Origin of the sequence: Microvirga zambiensis WSM3693 (assembly GCF_016735695.1) — a bacterium.
Taxonomy (GTDB): Bacteria; Pseudomonadota; Alphaproteobacteria; order Rhizobiales; family Beijerinckiaceae; genus Microvirga; species Microvirga zambiensis.
This window is the reverse complement of sequence record NZ_JAERQD010000066.1, coordinates 1-26766: the sequence shown is the minus strand read 5'-3', so window position 1 is coordinate 26766 and position 26766 is coordinate 1. Positions and strand designations below refer to the sequence as shown.

The 26766-nt window shown below is 60.1% G+C and carries 22 protein-coding genes and 1 pseudogene; 5 read left to right on the top strand and 18 right to left on the bottom strand.

The window, feature by feature from the left end; genetic code table 11:
* Positions 1–259 (top strand): annotated as a pseudogene (locus JKL46_RS35880) (hypothetical protein); the annotation flags it as partial.
* Here JKL46_RS35880 and JKL46_RS37015 read toward each other — a convergent pair.
* The 6 genes from JKL46_RS37015 to JKL46_RS28975 form a co-directional block, all read right to left on the bottom strand.
* Positions 216–704, bottom strand: coding sequence for a hypothetical protein (locus JKL46_RS37015; protein ID WP_201840376.1), 489 nt, complete (start codon positions 702–704; stop codon positions 216–218). The pseudogene JKL46_RS35880 and the gene JKL46_RS37015 sit on opposite strands and share 44 nt — an antisense overlap.
* 114 nt (positions 705–818) lie before the next feature.
* Positions 819–1385 carry a VUT family protein gene (locus tag JKL46_RS28995; RefSeq protein WP_201840373.1) on the bottom strand — a complete coding sequence of 189 codons (567 nt, stop codon included), beginning with the start codon at positions 1383–1385 and terminating at the stop codon, positions 819–821.
* A 56-nt stretch (positions 1386–1441) separates the two neighbouring features.
* The gene (queC, locus tag JKL46_RS28990; protein ID WP_201840369.1) at positions 1442–2152 is read right to left on the bottom strand and encodes a 7-cyano-7-deazaguanine synthase QueC; all 711 of its coding nucleotides are present in this window, start codon (positions 2150–2152) and stop codon (positions 1442–1444) included.
* Positions 2153–3010: 858 nt separating this feature from the next.
* Positions 3011–4663, bottom strand: coding sequence for an MFS transporter (locus JKL46_RS28985; RefSeq protein ID WP_246529603.1), 1653 nt, complete (start codon positions 4661–4663; stop codon positions 3011–3013).
* A gap of 680 nt (positions 4664–5343) precedes the next feature.
* Positions 5344–5724: a hypothetical protein gene (locus tag JKL46_RS28980; RefSeq protein WP_201840354.1), complete on the bottom strand. Its 381-nt coding sequence runs from the start codon at positions 5722–5724 to the stop codon at positions 5344–5346.
* The gene (locus tag JKL46_RS28975) at positions 5708–6073 is read right to left on the bottom strand and encodes an integration host factor subunit alpha (protein WP_201840352.1); all 366 of its coding nucleotides are present in this window, start codon (positions 6071–6073) and stop codon (positions 5708–5710) included. Before JKL46_RS28975 ends, JKL46_RS28980 begins: the two co-directional genes overlap by 17 nt.
* Positions 6074–6397: 324 nt before the next feature.
* On the opposite strand from JKL46_RS28975, the gene JKL46_RS28970 reads away from it, so the two are divergent.
* Positions 6398–6718 carry a hypothetical protein gene (locus tag JKL46_RS28970; protein ID WP_201840341.1) on the top strand — a complete coding sequence of 107 codons (321 nt, stop codon included), beginning with the start codon at positions 6398–6400 and terminating at the stop codon, positions 6716–6718.
* A 995-nt stretch (positions 6719–7713) separates the two neighbouring features.
* Here the strand turns inward: JKL46_RS28970 and JKL46_RS28965 are convergent.
* The 4 genes from JKL46_RS28965 to JKL46_RS28955 all read right to left on the bottom strand — a co-directional run bounded on the left by JKL46_RS28965 (position 7714) and on the right by JKL46_RS28955 (position 11121).
* Positions 7714–9000 carry a porin gene (locus tag JKL46_RS28965; protein WP_201840338.1) on the bottom strand — a complete coding sequence of 429 codons (1287 nt, stop codon included), beginning with the start codon at positions 8998–9000 and terminating at the stop codon, positions 7714–7716.
* A gap of 1090 nt (positions 9001–10090) precedes the next feature.
* Complete coding sequence (locus tag JKL46_RS35875; RefSeq protein ID WP_343074146.1) at positions 10091–10309, bottom strand: helix-turn-helix domain-containing protein; 219 nt, start codon at positions 10307–10309, stop codon at positions 10091–10093.
* The gene (locus tag JKL46_RS28960; protein ID WP_246529601.1) at positions 10310–10813 is read right to left on the bottom strand and encodes a Crp/Fnr family transcriptional regulator; all 504 of its coding nucleotides are present in this window, start codon (positions 10811–10813) and stop codon (positions 10310–10312) included.
* Positions 10814–10839: 26 nt separating this feature from the next.
* Complete coding sequence (locus tag JKL46_RS28955; RefSeq protein WP_201840335.1) at positions 10840–11121, bottom strand: hypothetical protein; 282 nt, start codon at positions 11119–11121, stop codon at positions 10840–10842.
* Positions 11122–11271: 150 nt separating this feature from the next.
* Here JKL46_RS28955 and JKL46_RS28950 point away from each other — a divergent pair, with 150 nt between their 5' ends.
* Complete coding sequence (locus JKL46_RS28950) at positions 11272–11559, top strand: hypothetical protein (RefSeq protein WP_201840332.1); 288 nt, start codon at positions 11272–11274, stop codon at positions 11557–11559.
* A gap of 282 nt (positions 11560–11841) precedes the next feature.
* Here JKL46_RS28950 and ald read toward each other — a convergent pair whose 3' ends face one another.
* The 6 genes from ald to JKL46_RS28920 all read right to left on the bottom strand — a co-directional run bounded on the left by ald (position 11842) and on the right by JKL46_RS28920 (position 20290).
* A complete protein-coding gene (gene ald, locus JKL46_RS28945) occupies positions 11842–12957 on the bottom strand; it encodes an alanine dehydrogenase (RefSeq protein WP_201840329.1) in 1116 nt (371 codons plus the stop codon).
* Positions 12958–13447: 490 nt separating this feature from the next.
* Entirely contained in the window at positions 13448–16144 is a 2697-nt protein-coding gene (gene ppdK, locus JKL46_RS28940; RefSeq protein WP_201840392.1) for a pyruvate, phosphate dikinase, read from the bottom strand.
* Positions 16145–16300: 156 nt separating this feature from the next.
* On the bottom strand, positions 16301–17581 hold the full coding sequence (locus tag JKL46_RS28935) for a D-amino acid dehydrogenase (RefSeq protein ID WP_201840326.1): 1281 nt from the start codon (positions 17579–17581) through the stop codon (positions 16301–16303).
* 12 nt (positions 17582–17593) lie between these two features.
* Positions 17594–17965: an alanine racemase C-terminal domain-containing protein gene (locus JKL46_RS36445; RefSeq protein WP_201840323.1), complete on the bottom strand. Its 372-nt coding sequence runs from the start codon at positions 17963–17965 to the stop codon at positions 17594–17596.
* Complete coding sequence (locus JKL46_RS28925) at positions 17859–19010, bottom strand: CaiB/BaiF CoA transferase family protein (protein WP_201840320.1); 1152 nt, start codon at positions 19008–19010, stop codon at positions 17859–17861. The genes JKL46_RS36445 and JKL46_RS28925 overlap by 107 nt, the downstream gene beginning before the upstream one ends.
* Entirely contained in the window at positions 19007–20290 is a 1284-nt protein-coding gene (locus tag JKL46_RS28920; protein WP_201840317.1) for a methylaspartate ammonia-lyase, read from the bottom strand. The genes JKL46_RS28925 and JKL46_RS28920 overlap by 4 nt, the downstream gene beginning before the upstream one ends.
* Before the next feature lie 919 nt (positions 20291–21209).
* Here JKL46_RS28920 and JKL46_RS28915 point away from each other — a divergent pair.
* A complete protein-coding gene (locus JKL46_RS28915) occupies positions 21210–22601 on the top strand; it encodes an aspartate aminotransferase family protein (RefSeq protein WP_201840314.1) in 1392 nt (463 codons plus the stop codon).
* Between the two features lie 535 nt (positions 22602–23136).
* On the opposite strand, the gene JKL46_RS28910 is transcribed toward JKL46_RS28915, so the two are convergent.
* Both JKL46_RS28910 and JKL46_RS28905 read right to left on the bottom strand, forming a co-directional pair.
* On the bottom strand, positions 23137–24231 hold the full coding sequence (locus tag JKL46_RS28910) for a M14 family metallopeptidase (RefSeq protein ID WP_201840311.1): 1095 nt from the start codon (positions 24229–24231) through the stop codon (positions 23137–23139).
* Positions 24232–24235: 4 nt separating this feature from the next.
* Positions 24236–25414: a M24 family metallopeptidase gene (locus tag JKL46_RS28905; RefSeq protein ID WP_201840308.1), complete on the bottom strand. Its 1179-nt coding sequence runs from the start codon at positions 25412–25414 to the stop codon at positions 24236–24238.
* A 475-nt stretch (positions 25415–25889) separates the two neighbouring features.
* On the opposite strand from JKL46_RS28905, the gene JKL46_RS28900 reads away from it, so the two are divergent.
* A protein-coding gene (locus JKL46_RS28900) for an IS5 family transposase (protein ID WP_201840293.1) occupies positions 25890–26709 on the top strand; the annotation gives its coding sequence in 2 pieces (ribosomal slippage) (positions 25890–26212 and positions 26211–26709; 822 coding nt in all).
* Positions 26710–26766 lie beyond the last annotated feature (57 nt).

Here is a 26766-nt window from a genome sequence, read left to right as displayed (position 1 = left end):
GGGATTGCACGAGCGTGCATTCGCGCTGGATCCCGCGGGCGGTTCTACAACGTGGTTGATCTGGTCAACCGGCTGGAAGGCGGTGAACTACGGTCGGCGGTCCTTGGGCGAGGTGGCGATGATGCGCTACAAGACACTGATTGGCCGCAGCCTCCACGCCCGGACTCTGCCCAGGCAAAGGACCGAGGTGGCCATCGGCTGCAAGGTAATCAACATCATGACCCACCTGAGCATGCCGGTGTCCGAGCGCATCGCCTGAACTCCAGCATCAGGGGCGGAATGCGGCCCACATCGGAATTGTGCACCAAAGTCTCGTAGAATGGGAGCACGGCCTCCGGGAGTGGGACGTCGGCCGGTGCCGGCGTGAGCGTCTCAAGGGTATGCCGAAAATCATACGCCAGATAACCGGCTGCCCCCCCTTGGAATGGCGGCAGGCTATCAATCCTCGACTGTTGGAACCGATCTAACAGAGAGCGCAGTGCGGACAATGGGGGTTGAGGTAAGGCATCGCCGTTCCAAAGGGCTCGGCCGCCCTGCACGACAAGCCGGCCGAAGGGATCAGCGGCAACGAAGGAGTAGCGCCCGAGAGCAGGATGGCGCAGAGCGCTATCCAGGAACAGCAGATCAGGCAGGTGCGACAAAGTCTGCGCGCAGGTGAATGCGTCAAGGTGACCGAGATGTTCGAGATGGATCGGGGGTCGCATGGCATCAGCACTCGAAAATCAGATCAAGATTGGCGTTCTTGGCGTGCTTCCCCCATCCAACAAATGATGCGGAAAAACGACTATGTGCGAAACTGAGGCTGATGCACTGACCCATCACGCTCGTACCGGCATGCGGATCCGCGCATCACGCTGGCGCAGCCAGGACATCACCGGAATGCTCAATAATACCATCCAGGCTTTGCCGAGAATCTGCGACAACAGGAATTGCAGGCTGCCGAACGCCAGGGCCAGGAAGACGATGCTGTCCATCACGAGGCCGACGATGCTGCTTGCCACCACAGCCAGGACCAGCCCCCGCTGCTGCAATGGTGTGTAGACTGCCTGGTCCGCCAGTTCGGACAGCAGGAAGGCCGCGGTCGAGGCGAGCACGAGCGTGGGCGGGGCAAAAACTGCCGAGAGGATGGCCCCGAGACCAATCGCCGCTAAGGCCCAGGACCGCCCCAGGCGCCGCTGAACCAGATCGCGCAGCACCAGTGCCAGACCGACGATGAGGACACCGCTCGGAGCGGCCAAGCCTGGGGCGACGGGGATCAAGCAAGGGCCTGCCGGAACACAAACAGTTCCTAGGTTGCTGACGAGCCAATTGGCGCCTGGGATACAGCCGGTAAAGCCCGCGAAGGCCGCAATCCCTTCGATGGTGCGGCGTGCCTCAAGGTTCATGTTTATCCTCTCACGGGAATTTATTGCGATTGTCGCGCGACTGTCAGTTTCGAGCCTCAGGAGGACTGCTTTTCCTGGTATTTCCGGCAAGCTTCAATCCAGAAGTCTGGGTCTTCGTATGGGGTTGGATTCTCAACGCCAGAGAGGTGGAACGCCTCGCGCCGCTCGACGCACGTACCGCAGCGCCCACAATGACGCTCGCCGCCCTGATAGCAGGACCAGGTTTCCGCAAAGGGCACGCCGCGCCTTGCGCCTTCGCGCACGATGTCGGCTTTGCTCTGCCGCACGAACGGTGTGTAGAGGGCGATATTTGCTAGCCCCTCCAAAGCACGGCGCTGCATGGTCTCGAACGCCTCAACGAAGCCCGGGCGGCAATCCGGATAGATGAAGTGGTCGCCGCCATGGACGGCCGCCGCTACGGCCTCGGCCTGCTCGGCGGCAGCGATGCCGAAAGCAATCGCGAGCATGATGGCGTTGCGGTTCGGCACCACGGTGATCCGCATGGTGTCTTCCGTATAGTGACCCTCCGGCACCAATTCGCTGCTGGTCAGCGCCGATCTGGTCAGGAGGCGTCCGACGGCCGATATGTCGATGATGTCATGCGGTACGCCGAGGCGGTCGGCGCAGGCTCGCGCGGAGGCGAGCTCCTTTTTGTGGCGCTGGCCGTAGTCGAAGGACACGAGACGCGTGAGGGTTCGCTCAGCCGCGACTTCGTGCGCGAGCGTGACGGAATCCAGTCCGCCGGAACAGATGACGAGGGTCTTCACCAGGGCTCCTTGTTTTGACCGGGTAGGCTGCGACCGGATCGACCCACAGGCCGATGATTGTGCGGTAGACGGATGAGGCAACGAGAAGCATCGTTGATGCACTCACCTATCAGCGCCCGAGCATCAAGGACTACATCGGAGCGGGTGTCAACACGGCCGTCGTGTCACGAGAGATGGGTTGCAGCCCACTTCCCAGGATCGATAGAATTATCGTGTTCTCGAAGGAACCTGTACCGACAGCGCAGGCGGCCGAGTCCATGTCGGTCTGCCTGGGAGACAGCTATGGCATAACAGCTGCGGGGCCTCCAAGGTGCTACAGGCTCGGTATCAGAGTCTATCCAAGCTGTGTCTCGACCCAACCGGCAAGCAAGCGTATCCGGCGAGCTGTCACGTGTGGTCTAACAAGTATTCTCTGCAGGTTCATGTCGGCGCGGCGTAGCATGATGAAGAGAGTAAGGTCATCCTACCATACAACAACCGCTCGAACCGCTTGGGAAAGAAGCTAGTCCTGTCGGGGCTCAATCCAACTCCAGGAAGCGAGTTTCCGATATCACTCCCAACCGCGGGGCTGTCTTCTTCGACGGCGCCAACATGAATGCCTGATCGGCTTGGCGCGACCCGGCAGCATTGGTTCCGACGTCTCGCACGTCCCGTTGGGCCTCGAAGTCTAGTATCCCATCTCTGACGACGACAAGCCACGGTGCGGCAGGTGCTCAAACTGACATGTGCCTTCCATGGGCGCATCGCACCCCCCAGCGGATACAGGTTGAGATCACCTTCCCGCAGCACAAGGAAGCGCGCGGGCGGGTGCCGTTCAGCGAGGCCAGGTGGGCGCGAACGAACCAGGTCGTGACCAGATCAATGGCGGGGGAAGTAAGGGATGGGCACGCGCTTGCGGGCCGAGCTTGTCGGCCGCTCAATCGACAGCGTCATGTGGGGCGGTTCCTCTCCTGCGTGCAAATCGAGGACGCGCTCGTCCAGTTCCTTGTCGGCGGTCGTGAGACGATGGTTGAGGCGCAGGTAGTCCGTCCAGGTCGGCGTCTGGAAGGTTTCTGTCCATTGCAGTGGTTTCTGAAGGTTGCGCTGCAGGGTCCAGCGCCGGGCACCGACGCGGCTGTGCACATGCCGGCGTTCACGCATGAGATCCAGGAACGCCCCAACCTTTGTCTCGGGGATCAGATAGTCGACCTTGACAACAATGGGACCACTCCGCGGCTTCAGATTGAGGGCGACAGCCGGAGCGTCGAAGGCCTCCAACGGATCGGGTTCCGACTCCCGGCGCTCGCGCAGCGGAAACAGGGCCCCGGCCGCGGCGACGAGCACCAGAGCCCCCGCGGAGCCCGCCAGCGCCCAGGCGAGGGAATGGTTCTGGGCCACCGTGCCCCACAGCCAACTGCCGGCCGCAATCCCGCCATCGACCAACGCGTAGTAGATCGAGATGGTGCGCCCCACCACCCAGCGCGGGCTCGCCAGCTGCACGCTCACGCCGAGCCCCGACCAGGCGCTGACCCACCCCGCGCCGCCCACGGCAAGGGCCACGGTCGCCACGGCCACCGACGAGGTCAGCGCCAGGGCGAGAGAGCACGCCGCGCAGGCCAGGCAGGCCAGCGTCATCAGCCGTTCTTGCGACAGGATGCGCCTGAGCACGCCATTGCCGACGCCGCCGACAACAGCGCCGATCCCGAAGCCGGCCATGAGGGCGCCATAGGCGAGCGGTCCTCCTTTGAGTTGATCGCGGACCACCAGGGGCAGCAGCGCCAGGATGGCGACGCTGGCCAGACCAAAGAGGGTGCCGCGGGCGATCGCCGCCTTGATTTCCGAGGACATCGCCGTAAAGCGCAGCCCGTCATAGATCGCCGTTCGCATCGACTCCCGCGGGAGCGGCGAGGAGCACACCTTCCACTTGCAGCGCCAGAGGGTGGCCAGCGGGACCAGGTAGCCCAGTGTGGCAACAGTGAAAGCCGTCAGAAGGCCGAACGAGGCCACCACGAGGCCGCCGATTGCCGGGCCCACGGTCCGGACCGTGTTGAAGCCGACGGAGAGCAGGGTCACGGCCGCGGGAACCTCGCGTCGCTCGACGATATCACCGACCGAGGCTTGCCAGGCGGGGTCGTTGAGAGCGGTGCCGCATCCGACCAGGAAGGTGAAGCCGAGGATCATCCACGGGTCGACAAAGCCCAGGGCCACACACAGGGTCAGCATCGCAGAGGCGATTACCATCAGGCACCGGCCGACGACCATGACCCTGCGACGGCTGTAGTTGTCAGCGATGGCCCCGGCAAAGACCGATAAAATGAATGCGGGCAGGTACGAGGACGCCTGCACCAGCGCCACCATCAGATCGGACGTCGAGATCGTCGCCATCAGCCAGCTGATGGCCACCGTCTGCATCAACCAGCCGAGACTGGAGACCTGCGTGGCGAGCCAGATGGCGCGAAAGGTCGGGTTCCTGAGCGGCGCGAACGTTGCCGGCGCCATCGGCTTCGCATTGTCCCCCGCCACACTGCTCATTGTACTGGCCGTTCTTGCCGTGGGTTTCATCTGCTCCCGCTTGCTCCAGAGGTTCGTATCCGATTAGTTTTGCCGCCACGGAAGGGGCCTGCATCTCTTCTTGTGAGGGAGGTCAGGAGCGCCTCCCCGGCAAGAACCTGATCCGGTTCACGGGACGCACACTTCCTCCGGCCCGAGGCCGCAAGCGCAGTGGCATGCGAAGCGGGGCTCTCTAGCCTTGCCATTCCTCCACCATCGGCGAGAAGGTCATCCGCGGGAGCCGAGATCAGCATCTGCATGAGTATTGCGTGTTCCTTAGAGACAGACGTTTGCTGGGCGTACAAGGAGAGGTGCAGTTGCTTGACCCAACGGTTGGTGCGTTTGCCCAGCTCGCGCAGCAAGGATCTCTGCGGTGAGATCCTCATGAAAATACCGTTCGTCAGATGAACGCACTCTGAGGAAGCATCCATGGCGTTTTTCGACGTCCCTGTGCGGGTCTTTATCGTGTGAGCTTAGTCGATGCTTGTCGCTGATTTCAATCAAATGGATCAGCTATCTGAGCACTTTTCTGCAGAATGGCGGTAAATCCAGATGGAACTCGGCGCCAACATGAGAAGATTGCACCAGTTGACACGGTGCAATGAGGACGATGTCGGTTGCTTCGTTAAGACCGATTCGCCTCATGTTGCTTGTTCGCGAGGTCAGCTAGTGCGAATCATTCGAAAGTAGTCACGCTGCGCGGCCATATCGCTTTGTCGCATGATGGTAGGAGGCTGCAACTTGTTGCGCCGAGGGGTGACGCGACTGCTCCAATGCCATTGATGGAAGAGCATAAGGAAACGTGGGACAGCAATGCCGCCCGTAGTCTTAGCTCTGACCGCGCTGCCTGTGAACAGGATGGCTCCGCGTGCTGTTGCGGCAATGATCTCGCCAAGGACATGGGTGGAGATGTTGTCCGGGATGGTGTTGGAGATGACGTGATGGACCTGGTGAACAACCGCAATCACCAGGCCTGCCAAGCTGCCATTGACGGCGCTGCTCCTGAGGCTCCATTTGGGCTTGGGCTCAAAACCGCGGATCACCCTGCCCGTCCTCCTGATGCCGAATGCCGTCCCGAGGGGAGTTGGAGGACCGAGAGGCAGCGCGGTCGACGTGCGCCTTGAGGACAGGTGAGGCCCTGAAGGTGATGGCGCGGCGGGGCGCGATGGGCACTTCCACGTTGGTCTTGGGATTACGACCGACGCGCTTGCCTTTGGTGCGCACGGTGAAGACCCCGAACGAGGAGAGCTTCACGGGTTCGCCCTTCTCCAGCGTGGTGCAAATCGCGTCAAGAACTTGGCCCACCAGGTCTGCGGCGAAGTCCTTTGTGACAGCACCCTGCTGGTAGACAGCCTCAGCCAGATCGACGCGGGTGACGCTCGTGCGGGCCATGAGCACACTCCAGAGGAAGGGAGAAAAGGGGCTGCTGGTGCCAGCAGCCCGAGGTGGGGAGGAACGCCTGTCCTCAGAGGAGCGAGGCCGCAGGGTAGATGCGGCTCGCGCAAGGGCCTTAGCAAAGCGGGGCCTCGATTGAAATCCCGTGTCGTGGATGTAAACGATTACGCAATGAACATTCTACCGGCGGGGCTGCGCTGTGTCTTCCGAGCGACAGCGTGTACATATACTCAGCTCGCCGTGTGTGTCATCAACGTTTGCAAGTGCGTTCGGCCATGTTGCTCAATGGCACGCGCTTGTAAATCGAGGTTTAAAGCTGAAATGCGCATCGCCCGGATCTTGGCGATCACCTGCCAGCCATTTGTACCGGCAGCAAAAAAGCCGGGCCAAAGGCCCGGCATGAAGTTGAGGTTCGACAGACGTCAAAACCTTCCAGAGGGAACGGCCGATACGGCAGCGCGGGAGGAAGAAAGCGCTGCCGTGGAAATTCAGCCACCTCTCATGTCGGCTGCATCACGCTTTATTGCAATGCAGCATGCCTCACATGAGAGCTGCGTCTCGTGCACGCTGCTGATGGCGCAGCCAAAAAGGAGAAGAATCTTCTCCCCTGACTTCAGGCACCAATCCCTGCAGCGGCTGTAAATGTGATGTGCATTCTCATCTGTCACACAGCATAAGAGCACGTGTGGTGTGCCCATCCGTAGCGCTCGGCCACATCCACCGACACGAGCGCTCTATCGGGTAGAGGCATGCTGCGGCACAAAGCAGAACCACAAGGAAAGCCCAGCACACGAGAGTGGCCGTTTCCCACGATCGTTGAAGATCAATCATTGATATGCTCTCTGGTATGCCGAAGCATGTCGTGAAAGGTTCGCATGCACCTGCCTTAACCTAAGGCAACTGGGAACATAGGTAGAGAGCGGTGAACGCGGATGAAGCAGCGGAGGCCACAAGAAGAAGATCAATGACTGCGTGCGGCCGATATATCGAAATTCGGTTTAGCATAATCTATCTCTAAAATGTGGGTTGAGCCGCCGGAAGCAGCCGAACGTCAGGAAATGCATATCGGTCAGCGTTCGTTTTCCTAGTGCATTCTTGTCCTGTCAGCCGTTGGAACCATCACATGGTGATCCGGTTCTGCCCTGTCATACGAGAGCGGCTGAGCTGACTTCGCGCTGCGAATGTGCCTGTCATGCCGCTCAAGGACCCCAATGGCTGCTCGGGCTTCCTCGCGATACGTTTGCTTGAGCCGCTCGGTCTCTTGATCCCAACACCATCCCTCCTCTTGGATCTCGTAGAGGGCTCGAGCCACGGCTTCGATTTCCTGCAAATTCATTGCTCCGGATCTCCTTTGATGGTTCAACCGCAGAGGGTCATGTGCGCTCGCTCCGGATGACCGCACCACCATGTGTGGAGACGGCTCAACCCTGCTCTCGAGCGGGGGGTGCAATCTAACGCATCGTGCGAGCCAGCGCTTGAACACACCTGGTCTGGTGTCGCTCTGCGGCTTGCTGCCACCTTACTGAGCATTCAGCGAATACCACCTGATCAGTCAGCTCAACGGACGAGAGGACTTGAAACATCGTGGGCCCCAGTGTCTCCACCGGGGCCTCCTCTACGTTGATTGGTCGAGTCGATCAGAAGGTGCGCTGAACGCGCAGGCGGCCTTCCCAGGCGCTGTCGGAGCCGAACTCCGCACCATCGACGATCACGCGGCCGCGTGGATCGACATTGGCATAGATGACTTCCGCGCCGATATCGAGGCCGGAGACCGGCGACCAGATCAGGTTGGTACCAACGCGCCACTCGTTGAAGTCCGCCAAGCCCGTTACAAAACCGGCATTGTTGATCACCGAAGCGCCAGAGCCGTACTCAACACGAGCGTACGAACCGAAGATGCTCTGACGGACCTCGGGGGTCCAGTAGTGCTGCAACCCGCCGGCGACCGACCAGCCATGGGCGCGCTCGATCTCACCGTCTGCCAGATCGACGTAGGCATCAGCGACGGCGCCGCTGGCGCGACCCGCACGGTTCTCCTCATCAAAGCCGAGGTAGGCCAGAGCGCCATTCGCATACGTCGCGGCAAACCATACGGAGTCACCGGCCGCGAGCATCGGCAGGTTGATAGCGACTTGGCCGGACACGGCATAGCCGTACTCGGTATCGGGGTAAAAGGCAGCACCGTCCCCGCCGATCAGCGGGTTGCCGCTCCGGATCTGGTGAACTGCACCAGAGAGCTGAGCCGAACCCCAGGTGCCGACGTACTTTACGTTGGCCACCACGTCAGGAGCCCGTTCGCCGGCATAGTCGAGGGCCGCCACGTTCGCACCGCCGGCGACAAAGCCGTTGAGGCGAGTGACGGTGCCGTCCTCGAGGGAGAGGCTCGCCGAGAAGCCGTTGCCGAATGTGAAGGTATAGGCGAGCAGGTTCACGTCTGGCGCATCGTAGAAGCGGACGGTGCCCCAGTTATCGTTGGTCATGTCGCTGTTTGAGAAAAATGAGGTCACGCGACCGGCGGTAAGGCCACCGAACTGGATGAAAGCCTGAGCGATGTTAGGACTGGTGGAGCTGAAGCCATAAGCGCCTGTGTTACGGGTCATTTCCATGCGCACGAAGGTGCGCAGCAGACCATAGGCAGTGGCGGTGCGGGCATCGAGCTGGATGCGGCCACGAGCGCGGAAGCCGATGGTGTCATCGGCCCGTATGGTCGGCTCCGCGTAAAGATACTCGGCGCGTACACGGCCGCCCACACGCAGGCAGGTTTCGGTGCCCGGGATGTAGAAGAAGCCTGCACCGTAGGTAGAGCAGAGGCGAACGTACTCGACAGCAGCGGCCTTCTTCACAGGAAGATCGGCAGCGTGCGCCCCCGCAACAGCCGCGAGACCTGCAGCCGTGCCGAGGAGAAGGCTCTTAACGAGCTTCATGGGTGTCTCCTATCTTTGCATTTGAGCAGAATTTGCAGAGCAAACTGGTGCTCACGTTGATGGCGGAAACTCTTTCTCCGCGACGGCAACGTCATACACAGCGCAAACTCAATGCAAGTGAATATCTGGGTTTGGCTATCGGCGAGGTTGGAAACTGTGAGTGTTGTTGCACAAACGTGACCACAAGTATCGACGAGCACCAGGGAATATCACCAGCGTTGCGTAAATGTGACCATGACAGAAGTCAAAAGATAAGTCTTTGTAATCTGATCACAGAAATGGCCGTTGACAAAATTCCACTCAGAAGATTGATTTGCACAGTCGCATGGATCAGACGAACGATCGTGAGACATAAGTGCTTCGGGATTCGAGACCTGAACGCGAGCCCAGCGGATCGTTCCGCTGGGCTTCTTATCGACAGCAGCAAGCAAACACCATAGCTCACATTCCCAGCTATAGGATTAACCCTTCCAAACGCCGGAATGCGACTGTCCGCTGGGGTGATATCATACCCGTGGATAACCTCGGTGCTCGCGGGCGGCGGGATCTCGCGGGACCTTAGGGAGCGGGCTCTTGTGCTATTCTCTGCAGCCGTGCCTGGCATCACAAAGACGGCCCGCCCGGTCGCTCATCTGCGCCGGATTTTGGTCTGACTTGATAACGCTCGGTTGATTGCCGCCAATCCTTCCGGAGTGATTTCATAGATTGGAGCTGTTGCGCCCCTGAGATCAGAGTGGCTTGTATCCACGACTTTCCTGCACCAGCCGCGTTTCAAGCAGCGTCCTAGAGGACCCTCTCGAACAGTCCGTGGTCCGCTCGCTAAGCTCATAAGAAATCTAAGCTCGCATTCAATCAATCCGCGCATTTTTGACATACCTCCGATGTCTACGCCTCATCGAACGGACTGTCTTTCCAGCGTTATCATCCTGCCTAAAACAATTGGACCGACAGATAGATTGCAGTGGCTACAGCGACTAAAGCTAGAGCTAGCCAAAGCAGCCGAAGCCCTTTGGATGGTTGGCGTCGTACCCACTGATGGTGATCGACATGCAGAAGTTCCTCTTCATCCTCTGGGCGCATCATGAGCCTCTCAGTTGTGTGTAGGCGAGAGTTGCTGTGACCGCCGGCGCGCGATCTCGTAACATCCGCATGCGATCCGTTCGAGACTGGAGCCGTCGGTCACGGTGATCACACCGCGGTCCTGGTGAATCAAACCCGTTGACTGGAGCCCACACATGGCAAGGCGGACCGTCGACCGTTGGATTCCCAACATTCGGGACAAATGCTCGTGCGTGAAGAGCAAGGTCACCTAGCTGGCGCGATCGCGCATGGTCAGGATCCAGCGGCAGCAGCGCGCCTCGACGGAGTGGACGATTTTGCACGCCATCGTCTGCAGAGCCTGAGGCAGCAGGGCCTCGTCAGAGCGCAGGAAGAGCTTCCTCAGGGTCGGCCGGTCCTCGAACGCACGATGCAGGACGGCCGTGTCAATGCGGGAGGCCAAGCCCGCGATGTGAACAACGTGGTGCCCGAGGGATTGGCGGGTCACGAGCGTGCTGGCCGAGCCCACCATCGCCTCAGACCCGAGCACCGCCATTTCGACGGTTCTGCCATCCGGGAGATCCGTCATGAGCGAGACGATGGCCTCATGCGGGAAGTAGACGAACGGCATGCTCTCATGGGTCTCGTAGAGAACGATGCCCTTCTTCAGCTCGACCCGCTCAAGGTGGGGCGCAAGCTGCGCGAAGTCTTGCCGTGGCAGCGCCGCCAGCAGCCGGTTCGTGCGATGAGAGGACTGGCGTGAGGCTAATGGCATGGCAACACTCCTGAGCCCCCTCCCCTTCACGCCTGGCTCGCGGCTTTGTTGAAGCTGAGGCAGACATGACCGACGCTGTTCCTTAGCAGGAGCATATCGACCACGGGATTAGGCAGGCGCGCGGTAAAGCCATCAGAGGCGGTAGTCATCACACGCTCCCGGCCATGGCGGGTCCATCGTTGCAGCAGCAGGATCGTGATCCGATCTGAAAAGGATTCGGTTCGGTAACTCACTTCGCGGACCTCGCACAAAGAGCGGTCGCCGTTGGGCTCGAGTGTCCCTGATGCGAGGCCGTCCAGAAAGACCAAAGGGGGCTCGCTGCGGCCAGGCCGAGCGAGCCCAAGTTTGGGAGGAACGTCCCAGAGGACAGCTCCCCTTCCAGAGGGGAGAAAGGTGGCCGAACACGTGGCCACCTCCTCCGCTGCCGGGTTCGCCGGCAGGGAGACCGTTGCAGGCGTATGGCCTGGAAACTGGATGCTTTGAGGATCTTCATCCGATATCATCTTATGCAGTATCCTCGCTTGGCTCGCAGTCAGCGTCGTATCGCAGCCATGGAGCGCACTGAACTGTTACCCAACTCTCTTTTCCGCTTCGGAGACGAGATCGGCAGCGATCGCCAACTCCGTCTCGGTGAAGTCAAAGCAACCACAACTGTCGAGAACCGTACCGGTGGCATGGGAGCAAACTTCCAGCCAAAAGGGCGGTATGCCAGGCAAAACATGTTTCGGCTGAACGACTTCCGTTAAGCGCACCTCCACAGCACGGAAGCTCGCCAACGTCACGGATCGGACACCGTCAGCCTCATTCGGTGTCACTGCCAGCTGAACATACGCGCGAAGAACCGCTTGCTCGATGTGGTCGAGGTTGAGACCCTCGGCAGAGACCTGATCTCTCAGTTCCGACCTTTCCGGTACGTCGGCAAACCCAAGAGGGATCCCCACGGTCCTGTTGGAAGGGAATGGATGTGCTCGCATCGGGTGGCCTCGTGTCTCCTGCCGGTTCACGTCAATCCCTCTGCCTGGCTCAGACTAGACGGCAACAGTCTCTTCCGCTGGCGCGAACGGCAGGCCCAGGCTGTCGGCCACCGCCTTGTTGGTCAGACGTCCGCGATGAATGTTCACGCCCTCGCGCAGGTGGCGGTTGTCGACCACGGCCCGGAGACCTTTGTTGGCCAGCTCCAGGCCAAACGGGAGCGTCGCGTTGGTGAGGGCATAGCTCGAGGTGAGCGGAACCGCCCCGGGCATGTTGGCGACACAGTAATGCACAACGCCATCCACCTCATAGGTGGGATCCGCATGGGTGGTGGCGCGTGAGGTCTCGAAGCACCCGCCCTGATCAATGGCCACATCCACGATCACAGAGCCGCGGCGCATGTGCCGCAGCATCGCGCGGGTCACCAGCTTGGGGGCGCTGGCGCCCGGCACCAGGACCGCGCCAATGACCACATCGGCAGAGAACACCTCCTGCTCGAGGGTCTCCAGGGTGGAGAAGCGGGTGCGGACCCGGCCGGCAAACTGCTCATCGAGCTCCCGCAGGCGCGGGATCGAGCGATCGAGGACCGTCACCTCCGCGCCCAATCCAACAGCCATGCGGGCGGCATGAGTGCCCACCACCCCGCCGCCGATGACCACAACCCGAGCCGGCTGCACCCCCGGGACACCCCCAAGCAGCAATCCGCGCCCACCGGCCGAGCGTTTGAGTGCAGCGCCGGCCGCTTCGATCGAGAGCCGGCCGGCCACCTCGCTCATGGGCGCCAGCAGCGGCAGTCCACCCTTGGCGTCAGTGACCGTTTCGTAGGCGATTGCGGTACACCCGGAGGCGAGCAGGCCCCTGGTCTGGTCCGGATCCGGAGCCAGGTGGAGATAGGTGAAGAGGATCTGCTCTTCGCGCAGCCGCACCCACTCGCTGGGCTGCGGCTCCTTGACCTTCACCACCATGTCCGCCTGAGCAAAGATCTCGGCCGCGGTCTCGACCGCAACGGCTCCGGCCCTGCGGTAGGCCTCATCGTCGGCGCCGATCCCAGCACCGGCCTTGGTCTCAACCAGGACCGTATGGCCGGCGGCCACGTATTCGCGGGCTGCGCCTGGGGTGAGCCCGACCCGGTACTCGTGCGTCTTGATTTCCTTCGGCACTCCAACCCGCATAACAACCTCCTTGTTGCGGAACCCTTGTTAGCAGCTCGTAGGGTTTGATACAGATCCTGACGCAGCTCACATTTGCGTTTGCGGCGAAGCGTTCGAACTACTCGGCGAGTGTTGCACGGGATTGCAGGTGTGCTTTGCCTGTCGTTCCCGCATCATATAGATCATCTCGATTCCGCCGATGAGACCGAGCACTAGTCAGACGCAGCGTTCGATAGCACGGTGCTCCTGTTTGAGCAGACTATTCGAGTAGCCGCTCTGCCGAATCAGGATTGGCTCGGGACTTCGTCCAGACCTCTTCCTTGGGCGGATTAGATTTGGTGAGGTCCCAGTAGACAAGGATAATTTATAGATTGAGACCATCTGGATTGAAGATATGAAAACCCGTAGAGTGAAGCTCAATAGCTGCATAGTTTGCTGAGGTTACGTCACACGCAGCCTGCCATCCTACAGCTCCTACCCGAATGCTTTGAGATAATGGAGCTGCCCTGCCCTATCCGAACTGCAGGGACGGAGGCCGGCTCGCGGCTTTGCTGCCGAGCGCCGCCTGCGCGGCGGCCAGCCGCGCGATCGGCACGCGGTAGGGCGAGCAGGACACGTAGTCCAGGCCGGTCGCTTCGCAGAAATGGATCGACGCCGGATCGCCGCCGTGCTCGCCGCAGATCCCGAGCTTGATGTTCGGCCTGGTCTTCTTCCCGCGCTCCACCGCAAGCCTGACCAGTTCGCCCACGCCCTCCTGGTCGATGGTGACGAAAGGATCGGCCGGCAGCAGCCCCTTCTGGGTGTAGGGCCCGAGGAACGAAGCCGCGTCGTCGCGCGAGATACCAAGCGTCGTCTGCGTCAGGTCGTTCGTGCCGAAGGAGAAGAACTCCGCCGACTCGGCGATCTCGCCGGCACGCAGGGCTGCGCGCGGCAGCTCGATCATCGTGCCGACCTGGTACTCGATGGCGACGCCGCTTTCCGCCTTCACGGCTTCCGCCATGGCGACGATGCGCTCCTTCACCAGATCGAGCTCCGGCTTGGTCATGACGAGCGGCACCATGATCTCGGGAACCACGGGCTGACCTGTCGTCTTGCCCGCTTCCACCGCCGCCTCGAACACGGCGCGCGCCTGCATCTCGGCGATCTCAGGATACGCCACCGCCAGACGGCAGCCGCGGAAGCCGAGCATCGGGTTGAACTCGTGCAGTTCGCGGGCGCGGTGCCTGAGCTTGTCGACGGGCGCGTTCATCGCCTTCGCCACTTCCTGCATCTCCTCCTCCGAGTGCGGCAGGAATTCGTGCAGCGGCGGATCGAGCAGGCGGATCGTGACAGGCAGGCCGCTCATGATCGAGAACAGCGCGACGAAGTCCTTGCGCTGCATCGGCAGCAGCTTGGACAGAGCAGCCCTACGCCCCGCTTCGTCGTCGGCGAGGATCATCTCGCGCACGGCCACGATGCGATCGCCTTCAAAGAACATGTGCTCGGTCCGGCACAGGCCGATGCCTTCCGCGCCGAACGAGCGGGCGGTCTTGGCGTCGAGGGGTGTCTCCGCATTGGCGCGCACCCTCATGCGGCGCACCTTGTCGGCCCAGCCCATGAGGGTGGCGAACTCGCCCGACAGCTCCGGCTCGAGCATCTTCACCTGGCCCAGCAGCACCTGGCCGTTGGAGCCGTCGATGGTGATGATCTCGCCCTTCTTCAGGGTCTGGCCAGCGACGGTCAGTGTCTGCGTGGCATAATCCACGCGGATCGAGCCCGCGCCCGACACGCAGGGCTTGCCCATGCCGCGGGCAACCACCGCCGCGTGTGAGGTCATGCCGCCGCGGGTGGTGAGAATGCCCTCGGCTGCATGCATGCCGTGGATGTCCTCCGGCGAGGTCTCGACGCGCACGAGGATGACCTTGTGACCGGCCTTCTTGGCGGCTTCCGCATCATCCGAGTTGAACACGATCTCGCCCGAGGCCGCGCCGGGCGAGGCCGGCAGGCCGGAGGCCAGGATTCTGCGCTCGGCCTTGGGGTCGATGGTGGGATGCAAGAGCTGGTCGAGGGCGGCCGGCTCGACGCGGGTGACGGCCTCTTCTTGCGTGATCAGCCCCTCGGACGCCAATTCCACCGCGATGCGGAGCGCGGCTTTGGCCGTGCGCTTGCCGTTGCGGGTCTGGAGCATCCAGAGCTTGCCGGTCTCCACCGTGAATTCCATGTCCTGCATGTCGCGGTAGTGCTTCTCGAGGATGCCGTAGATGCGCACCAGCTCGCCATAGGCGTCGGGCATCGCCCGTTCCATGGAGGGCTTGTCGGAGCCGGAGGCGATGCGCGCCTTCTCGGTGATGTCCTGCGGGGTGCGGATGCCCGCCACCACGTCTTCTCCTTGAGCATTGATGAGGAACTCGCCGTAGAGCTCGCTCTCGCCGGTCGACGGGTTGCGGGTGAAGGCGACGCCTGTGGCGGAGGTCTCGCCCATGTTGCCGAACACCATGGCCTGCACGTTCACCGCCGTGCCCCAGCTCGCCGGGATGGCGTGCAGCTCGCGGTACTTGATGGCGCGGTTGTTCATCCAGGAGCCGAACACGGCCCCGATGGCGCCCCAGAGCTGCTCCTCCGGCTCCTGCGGGAAGGGCCGGCCGAGTTCCTTCTCGACCAGCGCCTTGTAGCGCGGGAGAATGGCCTTCCAGTCCTGGGCGGTCATGTCCGTGTCGAGGCTGTAGCCCTTGCGGTCCTTGAACTCGTCGAGGATCTCCTCGAAATGGTGGTGCTCGATGTCCAGCACCACGTTGGAATACATGGTGATGAAGCGGCGGTACGAGTCATAGGCGAAGCGCTCGTCGCCCGCGCCCTGGGCCAGCGCCTCGACGGTGACGTCGTTGAGGCCGAGATTGAGCACCGTGTCCATCATGCCGGGCATGGAGGCGCGGGCGCCGGAGCGGACGGAGACCAGAAGCGGGTTTTCGGCATCGCCGAAGGTGCGGCCGGTGAGCGAGCCGATATAGGTCAGGGCGTTCTCGACCTGGGCTTTCAGCTCCTCGGGGTACGAGCGGCCATGGTCGTAGTAGTAGGTGCAGACCTCCGTCGTGATGGTGAAGCCCGGAGGCACCGGCAGGCCCAGATTGGACATCTCGGCCAGATTGGCGCCCTTGCCGCCCAGCAGGTTCTTCATCCCTGCCTGGCCCTCGGCCTTACCGTCCCCGAAGGTATAGACCCACTGCGTCATCACCTGGTTGTCCTGTTGTAGAGTAAGGGCTTGATTATCCACGGCGGGGCTCCACGATGTAGGGGCGCTCCGGCGAGCCGGTGTAGAGCTGGCCTCGCCTTTTGGTGCCTGAGAATGGTTTCTGATACGCCTGCTCGACCGAGCAATGGGACAGACCTATGCGGCCTGAAAGCGCCACTCGTCCTTGTAGCGATTGGCGGCGAGATCCTTGTACGAGACCTCTGGTACCCGTCCCGAGATCAGGTCGGCGAGCAGGCGCCCGGAGCCGCAGGCCATGGTCCAACCCAAAGTTCCATGGCCTGTGTTCGTGTACAGGTTCTGGTACCGGGTCGGGCCCACCACCGGTGTGCCATCCGGCGTCATGGGCCGCAAGCCCGTCCAGAAGCTGGCCTGCCTGACGTCACCGACCTGCGGGAACAGATCTGTCACCGAGTGCTCCAGCGTCGCGCGCCGCGGCCCTCGCAGGCGCTGGCTGAAGCCTGCCAATTCCGCCGTTCCTCCCACGCGGATCCGCTCGCCGAGGCGGGTGACCCCGACCTTGAAGGTCTCATCCATCACGGTCGAGACAGGCGCCGCGTCCGGGTTCACGATCGGCATGGTCAACGAGTAGCCCTTCACCGGGTACACCGGCAGGTGGATGCCGAGGGGCTTCACCAGCTGGGGCGTGTAGCTGCCCATGGCCGCCACATAACTGTCGGCTGTGAGCACCTCACCACCGTTCACCTGCACGCCGGAGATCCGCTCGCCTTCGGTGAATATTTTCAGGAAGGTGGTATTGTACTGGAAGCGGACCCCCAGATGCTCCGCAATCGCGGCGAGCCGCTGGGTAAACAAGTGGGCATCCCCGGTTTCGTCGCCAAGAAGACGCAGGCCGCCGGCAACCTTGTCCCTGACGAGACCCAGTGCCGGTTCGACGCCGACGCATCCTGCCGGATCCAGGATCTCGTAGGGCACACCATAGGCATCAAGAACCGCCGTGTCCTCCCCGATTCCGTCAAGCTGCTTTTGCGTGCGGAAGAGTTGGAGAAGCCCCTGCTCCCGGTGGTCGTAAGTGATGCCGGTCTCCTGTCGCAGCTCGCGCAGGCAGTCTCGGCTGTACTCGGCCAGACTCACCATCCGGCTCTTGTTGCGCCGATACGCCTCTTCGGTGCAATTAGCCAGCATGTGGGCAAGCCAGCCCCAGAGGCGCAGCTCGGTGCGGGGCCAGAGCACCAGAGGCCGGTGCTTCATCAGCAGCCACTTCATGGCCTTGATCGGAATGCCTGGAGCAGCCCACGGCGCCGAGTAGCCGGGCGAGACCTGGCCCGCATTGGCAAAGCTCGTCTCCATGCCAGCAGCGGGTTGGCGGTCCACCACGGTCACCTCATGGCCTTGCTGGGCGAGATAATAGGCAGACGTGACGCCAACAACGCCGCTGCCGAGAACGAGAACGCGCATGGTGTGTGACCCTCAAGAATCGATGTATTGACGGTGGTAGCGGGCACCTATGCTGGTGAGCAGTTCGTAACCGATCGTGCCGGCCTCCCGTGCGAGAGCATCGAGATCCTGGTCGGGACCGATCAGGTCGACCAGGGCTCCCGGTAGCAGCGAACCATTGGGTAGTGCGGTCGCATCGAGAATGATGCTGTCCATAGGCACACGCCCGACGATAGGCAAATGGTTTCGGTTGAACCAAGCTCCGCACAATCCGACCCTGCCAAAGCCCAAGGATTTTTTATTCGAGGGCCTGCTGCTTGGAAAAAACACCAAACTCTCTGCGCAATGCCTCCGAATGCGCTCCCCGAGCGGGGACAGGTCGGAACGCTGGAGCCATATCTCCATCGAAGATTGCGGCCGGTGCGATCACCTGGATCTCCCCTGACGGGGTAGACACCGGCACGCGCCGTAAATGTGGATGCTGGGACACGTCCTCTATCCGGTTAAGCCGGCCATAGGCCAAACCGGCAGCCTCCAGTTCATTCATCGCCCCGTCGCTCGACATTTGGGCAAACACACCAATGATGATCTTGTCCAGAGCAGCTCTGTTGCTGAGACGCTCCATGTTGTCAGCGAATCCCGGGCGGCGGGTGAGTTCAGGCTGCTTCAGGAACTTCGTGCAGAAGTTCACCCACTCGCGATCGTTTTGAACGGAGAAGATTACGTCTTTGCCGTCAGCGCAGCGGTAGGCACCATAGGGTGCGAGAGACGGGTGATTCACTCCAGCGCGCGCAGTGTGGTAGGCACTGTAGTCGAACTGAAGCACCGGAACATTCATCCAATCCGCGACAGCGTCAAACAGAGACACTTGGATACTCGTCCCTTGCCCTGTGCGCTCACGTTGCAAAAGCGCCTGGAGAATGGCGTTGAGAGCAGTCATGCCGGCTGAAATATCACACACCGAGACGCCGACCCGCGCCGGACCATGTGCTGTCCCCGTAATCGCGCAAAGTCCCGTCTCGGCCTGTACGATCAGGTCATACGCTTTCAAATGCGACAGAGCGCCGCCGTCGCCAAACCCAGAAATGTCACAGGTTATCAAACGAGGGAATCGCTTGCGGAGATCTGCTGACCCGAAGCCAAGCTTTTCGATGCTGCCGGGCTTGAGGTTCTGGATAAAGACGTCTGCCTCAGCAACCATCGCATCGAGAACGGTGCGGTCTTCCTCGACTGTCAAGTCAAGGCAGATCGACTCCTTTCCGCGGTTCAGCCAGACAAAGTATGCACTCTGGCCTTGAACAAGCCTGTCGTAGTTTCGCGCGAAGTCGCCCTCAGGGCGTTCGATTTTGATGACGCGCGCACCAGCATCCGCAAGGCGGGATGAGGCATAAGGCGCTGCAACCGCCTGCTCGACCGCAACGACGGTGATCCCTTCAAGAGCCTTGTTCATGCAGAAGCCGCCTCAGTATTCTGAGTGGAAGTCTGAGAGCGCCGGTAGTTGAGAATGGAGAGCAGCCTGCTCTGCTCATTGCCGACGATGGAGATACCTTCATCGACACCCATACCGGGTTTTGCGAGCATCATGTCTGCCTGCGTCGCCACTGCGACGTTTACTGCGGCTCTAGCCGATAAGTCGGTCTCGGCGCAGCTTCCCCCAACATAGGCACCCACCCCATGTTCCTTGCATGCCAACACGGCCCGAGCAGTGTCGGCAATTGATCCGACGTCGGGCATTTTGATCTGAACTAGATGAGCTGCCTTGGCCTTAGCGAAGAGCCGGATATCGTCGAGCGTGTTGCAGCGCTCGTCGACCACGACCCGTGCATTTGTACCACGCGCGTCGAGGAGAGAAACGATCTTGGCGTATCCATCCAACTGGGCTTCCGTCGAGCCATAGTCCGCTGGGCTCTCGATATGAAGCCGGTAACCGGGGACGTCATCTGCCAGTTGGGCAATGAAGTCTGCGATCGTCTCCGCCCCCATACCGATCTCAAGGCCAATCCAACCGTAGACGTCGAAGTGCAGGACAGGATGATAGCCGGGCTCTCCGAGCTCAGTCGTACGCTTAGCGACCCATTTGACGAACTCACGAAACGTCTCGCCTGACGGGCCGAACTTTTCACGCGAGTTGATCAGCCCGTGCGGAAGCACATCGACAGACTTGAGGATCATCTTGTCGACGTTGATTTCTCTTGAATCCCCGCTTTGAGCAAAGATCGGAACCGGCCATTCTGGTAATGGCAAGGCAAATTCCGAGCAGATCACCTCAGCAAGCGTGGTTCGGGCGATATGCGCAGCAGCGCGTAGCAAAGCTTGGCTAACACCATATTCAATCGCAAGGGGAAGCCGCTTACCCTGATGATACGCGAAGACTTGATCGCATGCGGTGAGGAAATTGGACGCGTCGACGGCCAGCAGTCTAGGAATGACGACGGATCTGGTAAATGCGTCGATTGCTTCGACCTGAAAAAGCGGATCGCGGCCGGCCGCGCCTGAATACTGCACGCTCATCATATCGCCCCAAACGACTATCCCGTCCGACAACACGAGACCGATGCTGACTGAGCGTGACGGCATGCGGACAGTCATAAAGCCCGGCGTCAGGGGCTCACCGAGATAGCGAAAGCCATCATGGGCGGCACCGGCCCGAATTGCAGCTTGATCGTCATAAAAGAAGCTTCCGTTCCCGGGAGCGAGAATAACGTCTTTTACGGTCGGGAGATTCCCCATTATCGCGTGCTCATTTTTACGTCGTCGTACATTGGCCGCCGAGACTTCGGCGAAAACGTACCACTCTTCTCTGTTGCTGAGCTACTCACTCAGCCCGCGTGGCAGTATGCCCGCCACTGCCGCATGTACTCCAATATAATTTTTACTGTCCTGCCATCTTGTTTCAAGATAAGGGCGGGATCAACGTTGGAAACCGCAAAAATGTGGGCACGCGGTCGATTGCGATCCCCCATGTGGGAACTGTTAAGTTGACCTGAGACAGATGAGATATTTCGTTAGCGCGAGGGCACGGGTCGTTTCACCAAAGCCGCAGCACAATCGAACGTGGCCTACAATGCCCTTGATCTTCGGGCCTGACAGACGGAACGTTTTGGCGCTCGGCACCTGGTCCGCGTGGGCATCTGCCGTGATTCCAACATCCAGGCTATGTTGGATCGCGGATCCGCTCGAATCGGTTGCCAAGTCCATACCATCGTTTAAATGCAGCAATACTACGATAGGCGCCGCAGTGAGTTGACCCATCCGGGCAACGAGAGGGCCTTCGCTGTCGGATGCGCGTGCCGGCCGTTGGTGGAGTTGTTGCGGCAATCTCCGGTCCCGCGTCGGGGCATCGGTCATCTTCGTGGTTTCATCTTGTGAGTAGATCGCTGGGCAGACATTAACAATGTAGCCGAAATTATGTGATCCAAGATACTGCCAATGTTCCAGCCGATCGTTGCTGCTTGGATGGTCGGGAGGAGAAGCCATCGCGATCCGAGATGGCTAGAATCTTGATTTCACATTTGACCGTGCCAGGCTGCTGATCGATGATATTCACCGCCCGCGACACCTCACGGCGGGCCTACGGTGCGAAGGCTTTCAACTCGTAAGCGCTGCTTCGCCGGGAGCTCAAATTCCTAACACCACCGGAGCGGTGATAATGAGCAGTGGAAATCAATTCTCTAATTCTTTGGCCGCAGTAGACATTGCAACAGGCCTGCATCCTTACACAAACGCCCGCCTGCACGAGAGCAAGGGTCCTCTCATCATGGAGAGAGGCGAAGGGATTTACGTTTATGATGTGAACGGCAAGCAATACATCGAAAGTTTCGCGGGGCTTTGGTCTGTTGCAATTGGTTTCAGCGAGCCGCGGCTTGTTGAGGCCGCGACGAAGCAGATGCAGAAGCTGCCGTTCTATCACACGTTCAATCACATGAGCCATGAGCCGAACATCCGGTTGGCCGAGAAGCTGGTCGAGATATCGCCCGAGCAGATCACACGGGTGTCCTTCACGAATTCTGGCTCGGAAGCAAACGACACCGTCGTCAAGATGATCTGGTACGTCAACAACGCACGCGGAAAGCCAGAGAAGAAGAAGTTTCTTGCTCGTACCAAAGGCTATCACGGTATAACGATGGTGTCGGGCAGCCTGACTGGCTTGCCGAACAACCATCGCGACTTCGATCTGCCGATCATTCCGGTAATTCACCTTACAACGCCTCACCTCCGCACCTCCGGCCACGATGGGGAGACAGAAGCCGAGTTCACTGCTCGACTTCTTAAGGAAATCGAAGATACGATCATTTCGGAGGGCCCGGAAACGATTGCGGCGTTCATCGGCGAGCCGCTTATGGCTGCTGCTGGCGTGCTGGTGCCGCCGGCGGGCTATTGGCAAGGCGTAGAGGCTCTGTGCCGCAAATACGATATTTACCTCGTAGCTGATGAAGTCGTGAACGGCTTCGGCCGTCTCGGAACGATGTTCGGTTCAACGTATTTCGGATTCGCGCCCGATATCATGGTGACGTCGAAACAGCTTACGTCGTCCTATATGCCGTTGGCAGCAATTCTGTTCACTGAAGAAATCTATAATATCCTTGCCGATAATACGGCAAAGATTGGAACGTGGGGCCACGGTTACACGACGACTGGCCACCCGGTAGCTACTGCAGTTGCGCTTGAGAATCTCAAGATAATCGAAGAGCGGGATCTCGTTGGCAACTCGGCACGGGTCGGCAAGGTGTTCATGGATAACCTCCAGAAGCTTTCTGATCACCCTCTGGTTGGGGATGTTCGTGGCGTCGGCCTGATGGCTGCCGTGGAGATGGTGCCGGACAAATCTTCTCGAAAGGGATTCAATCAGTTCGGCAAGGCCGGGGCAAAGGCATTTGCTTCCGCGCTCCAGAACAACCTGATCGTCCGAGTCGTTGGCGATCAGCTTATCTTCTGCCCTCCCCTCATCCTCACCGAAGAGCAGGCCCTTGAGATCGTCACCAGGGCAACAAAGACGCTCGACGATGTTGCCGACTTCGTTTTGAGCGAAGGAGTTAACTAGCGCACAGTGACCATGCTGGGACTGCCGAATATAGTTCCTGCATGGTCACACCCATAATAATTGGCTTCACAGGCTACCTGGACTTGTTTCGGGGCACTGGAGAGCACTTCTTATGCTTCGGAGGTGCTCCATGCCCCAGCAGCACAGACGCTTTGAGCGGGAACTCCAGAGCTGTTCGGATTGCCAAGGGCGGATAATGCGGCTGACCGCCTGGTGTCGTACGGGGTTCAGCCCGCCAGACGACAATGGCTTCCTCGGTGAACCAGACTGTGAGACTGCCCGCCGGCGCAGGCCCGCGCCCGCCCAACTCGTCACCCGGTTCCGCTGCTTGGGAATGCGGTGACGGCGAGCGGCATTGGCGTTGAATGGCATGGTCGAAGCTCCTGGGTCAGAAGCCCAATAGGCCCCGACGCTATCCAGCCGCGGTACCACCTCGCTCATCCATGCAACAGGGAGATTGTTCGCCTTCTTATCAGGTTAGGTACGTGCTTGTCGCCAAGAACCAGTACGCAACTTAACACTGCCGCTTGCTGTGCTAGGAATAGCCACCAAGCCCCTCCAACATCTGCCGGTGCACCTGGCGGCTGCGCCAGAGGACCATTTCGCGCCAGTCAATTGATCTGGGGTCGTAGTGCTCGCGGAGACGCAGACGGATAGCTTCTGCGATGGCTGGATCCGCATTGGAATTCTTTGCGATCCAGTGATCTTCACGGAGCACGCGTCGGCCATTCTCCGGGTCGAAAGTCCCGAACTCAAGTGCTACATACACATGCTTTTCAGCAAGAAGGCGCTGCCAAAACTCATCAATCGAGCCGCGGATGGGGACGGATGAGGAGGTGCCGAGGTCCGGAGAGGTGACCGAGCGACCGAACATAGCGAGGGCGCGCTCGTACCCAGAGGGTCCAGAAGGCTGCTCTGTCTGCAATTCACCGTATCCGAAGGGGCCTAAGCCGGTATGTGCGTCAACGATGACCACCATATCCCTCGATTTCAGGTCAAACGTTTCCGCGATCTTTTCTAAGGTCAGCCTTGAATGGCTTGGACCGAATCCCCCGAAGAACATACCGGTCGGGTGCATATACTGACCCGACTTCCGAGCTATCTGAAATGCGACCTCGCCCTTCTCCTCCCGAAATTTGCGGATGGCATTCTCAGCGGCTTCAAAGACAGGCCCCTCAATTTCACGTGGAACCAAATAGTCTGCAAGCTCGTTATAGCCAGGGTTGGCTGGTGCCGGGACCGTGAAGTCGATGAAGTTTCGGTTCAGGTCACAGCCTTCTTCCGTCACACGTCGGTTCCATGCAAATCCGTACGGGTTGATTGCATGGATCAGAAGCATCGCCTCGTCTGACCGAAGCGACTCCAGACCTGATCTCCGCATCCAGTCGATTTGTCCAGCAGAGCCGCAGTACCCTTCAACTCCGTGGGTACCCGATATCAGAACACCAACCCGGCGGGCGTCCGGAGACCCAAACCAGGCAACATCAGTAAACAGCTCCTCGCCAGCCGGGCCTCGCGCGGGCGACGCATATGAGATCGCCGACGCCGCCAGCTTTAGGAACTTCTCGCGTGCTTCGAAGTACGTTTCGGAGAAGCACTCCGAGACGTCTCGCAATATGTCGTTCTGCATCTAATCAGTCCTTAACGATTAGTGCGCGGGGAGTGCGAGTGAGCGGTTCATAACCGCCCTCAGTTACGACAAAGGACTGCGTGATCGTAATGCCGGTGTCTTTAAGCCAGAGGCCTGCCATAAGGTGGAATGCCGCCCCCGGCTTGAGAACGGTAAGGTCTGTGCGACGTATGCTGGCGGTACGCTCACCCCAGGTCGGTGTGTAGGCTATACCAATAGAGTAACCCAATCGGTTCTCTTTCTCGATCCCGTGAGCACTCATGATCTTTTGCCACGCGAGCTCGATATCCTCGCAGGTTGCACCTGGTCGCACAACATCAAGCGACACATCGAGGGCTTCAATTACATAGGACGCCAAGTCTCTATAGCTCTGCGGTGGCTTGCCAAAGTAAACTGTGCGGCTCATCGGCGCATGATAGCGTAGGCGGCAACCAGAAATTTCGATGTTGGCGACGGAGTTAGGGTCGATGGGACGATCACTGAAAATCGGGTGAGGTTCGCGAACGCGTTCACCAAAACCCATATGGGGCGGACTCGTAGCTGGTAGGCCGCCGAATTCCTCCGTGCCCGTCATCTGCGCGTGGTACACGGCCGCGGCCACGTCACACTCTCTTACACCCGGCGCTGCAGCTTCAACTGCACGTTCCATCATACGTTCAGTGATCTGGCCAGCTTGGCGCATATAAGCGACCTCTTGGTCACTCTTGATGAAGCGCACCCAGTTCACAAGAAGTTCCGCGTCCTTAAAGCGAACGTTGGGCATCGCCGCCACGAATTCGGCATGATCCCGCGCAGTATAGTAGTAAGCCCCCATTTCGACGCCAACCACCTTCACACTCGGGGACTCCCGAAGAATAACATCGGCGATGAACTGTGAGGCATGCCGATCTGGCGTATGAACGTAAATATCAGGATAGGGTATAATGCGCTCTCCGGGGAGATAAGTGGTCACATGCGCTGATTGAGAATCGACCAACCGCCCTACCCAAAGCGGCAGTTCAACATCTTGAAACACCAGCAGCGCCTGCACAGTGTAAAATGACCAAGCGTCATACCCGCTTAGATAATAGATGTTTGCGGGTTCAGTTATGACAAGTATGTCGATCCCTTCCGACTGCATTCGCACTTTCACCCGACGCAGGCGCGACATGTACTCGGCTTCGGAAAAATACTGAATGCGCATTGACTCACCTTAGAGATGATTGGCGACGATGCTCGTGTAAGCCAGCACTTGAAGAATAGCTAAGAACGCCATGTTCATCGAATGCCCAGGCAGCGAACTCTAGAGAACCCTCCGCCATTGTCCAATATAGATACCAGAGTCCGTTCATCTTGATTCTAGATGCGACCGGACACGCCGCACTTTGGGCACGGCGAAGGTCAATATGAGGCCAAGGTCGTAACCGCGCTGCGAAATATCCTCGCCGACCTAGTGGGCCGAGCTGTGTTTGATCCTCATCGTCGCTGCCGAGGAGAGCTCACATCCCTCGAACAAAACCAGCGACAGCATTGGCCATAGTGCTGTATCTCCACCTCGCCTCGTTCTAAGAACTGAGTGCTGCGCCGATCTCGAAAAGTCTGAGGCTGACTGAAAAAGGTTGAGTGGCCTCAAGCCCCTGTGATTCCGTCGGATCTGCGAAGATTCGATGGAGGTCACGATGGTTTGGACCGAGGCCACTCGCCAGCAGTATCGGCGAGATGGACTGCGTTATGCAAGCAATCTCACGGATGCCGAATGGGCATTGATCGAGCCGTTCATGCCAGCGGCTCGGCGGATCGGGCGTTCTCGCATGACCTGCCTGCGAGCCGTGGTTGAGACGATCTTGTGTCGGGCCTCGACCGGCTGCCAATGGCGCCAGCTGCCAAAGGAGTTTCCGCCGTACTCCGCCGTGCAGGGTTACTTCTACGCCTGGTCGCGGGACGGCACGTTCGAGCGGATCAACCATGCTCTCGTGGCCGCCTCGCGCGAGAGGGCCGGCTGAGGCGAGCCCCTCGGCCGGCGTGATCGACAGCCAACCGGTGAGGACAACAGAAAGCGGCGGACCGCGCGGCTTTGATTCTGGCAAGAAGATTAAGGGACGCAAGCGCCACATCATCACCGACACGCAAGGCCATCTGGTCGGGCTGCGCGTTCACACCGCCGACATCCAGGACCGTGATGGTGCCGTGGAGGTGCTGTCCTCGATCTGCGCCCTTTATCCCTGGCTGCGCCATGTCTTTGCCGATGGCGGCTATGCGGGAGACAAGCTGCGCGACGCCATCGCGGCTCTCGGGCATTGGACAATTGAGATCATCAAGCGCTCGGATACGGTCAAGGGCTTTGCGGTGCTCAAACGCCGCTGGGTGGTGGAGCGAACCTTCAGTTGGCTTGGCCGCTGCCGCCGACTGGCCAAGGACTTCGAAGCCTCCATTGAAAGTGCGGTGGCTTGGGTCTTGATCGCTCATATCCGGATGCCGACTAGTACTACTGTGTCATAAACTTTGTGTGGCAGCAGGGACATCGTGGGAGCCTTCGCACGAGAGCGCAGATGAGTT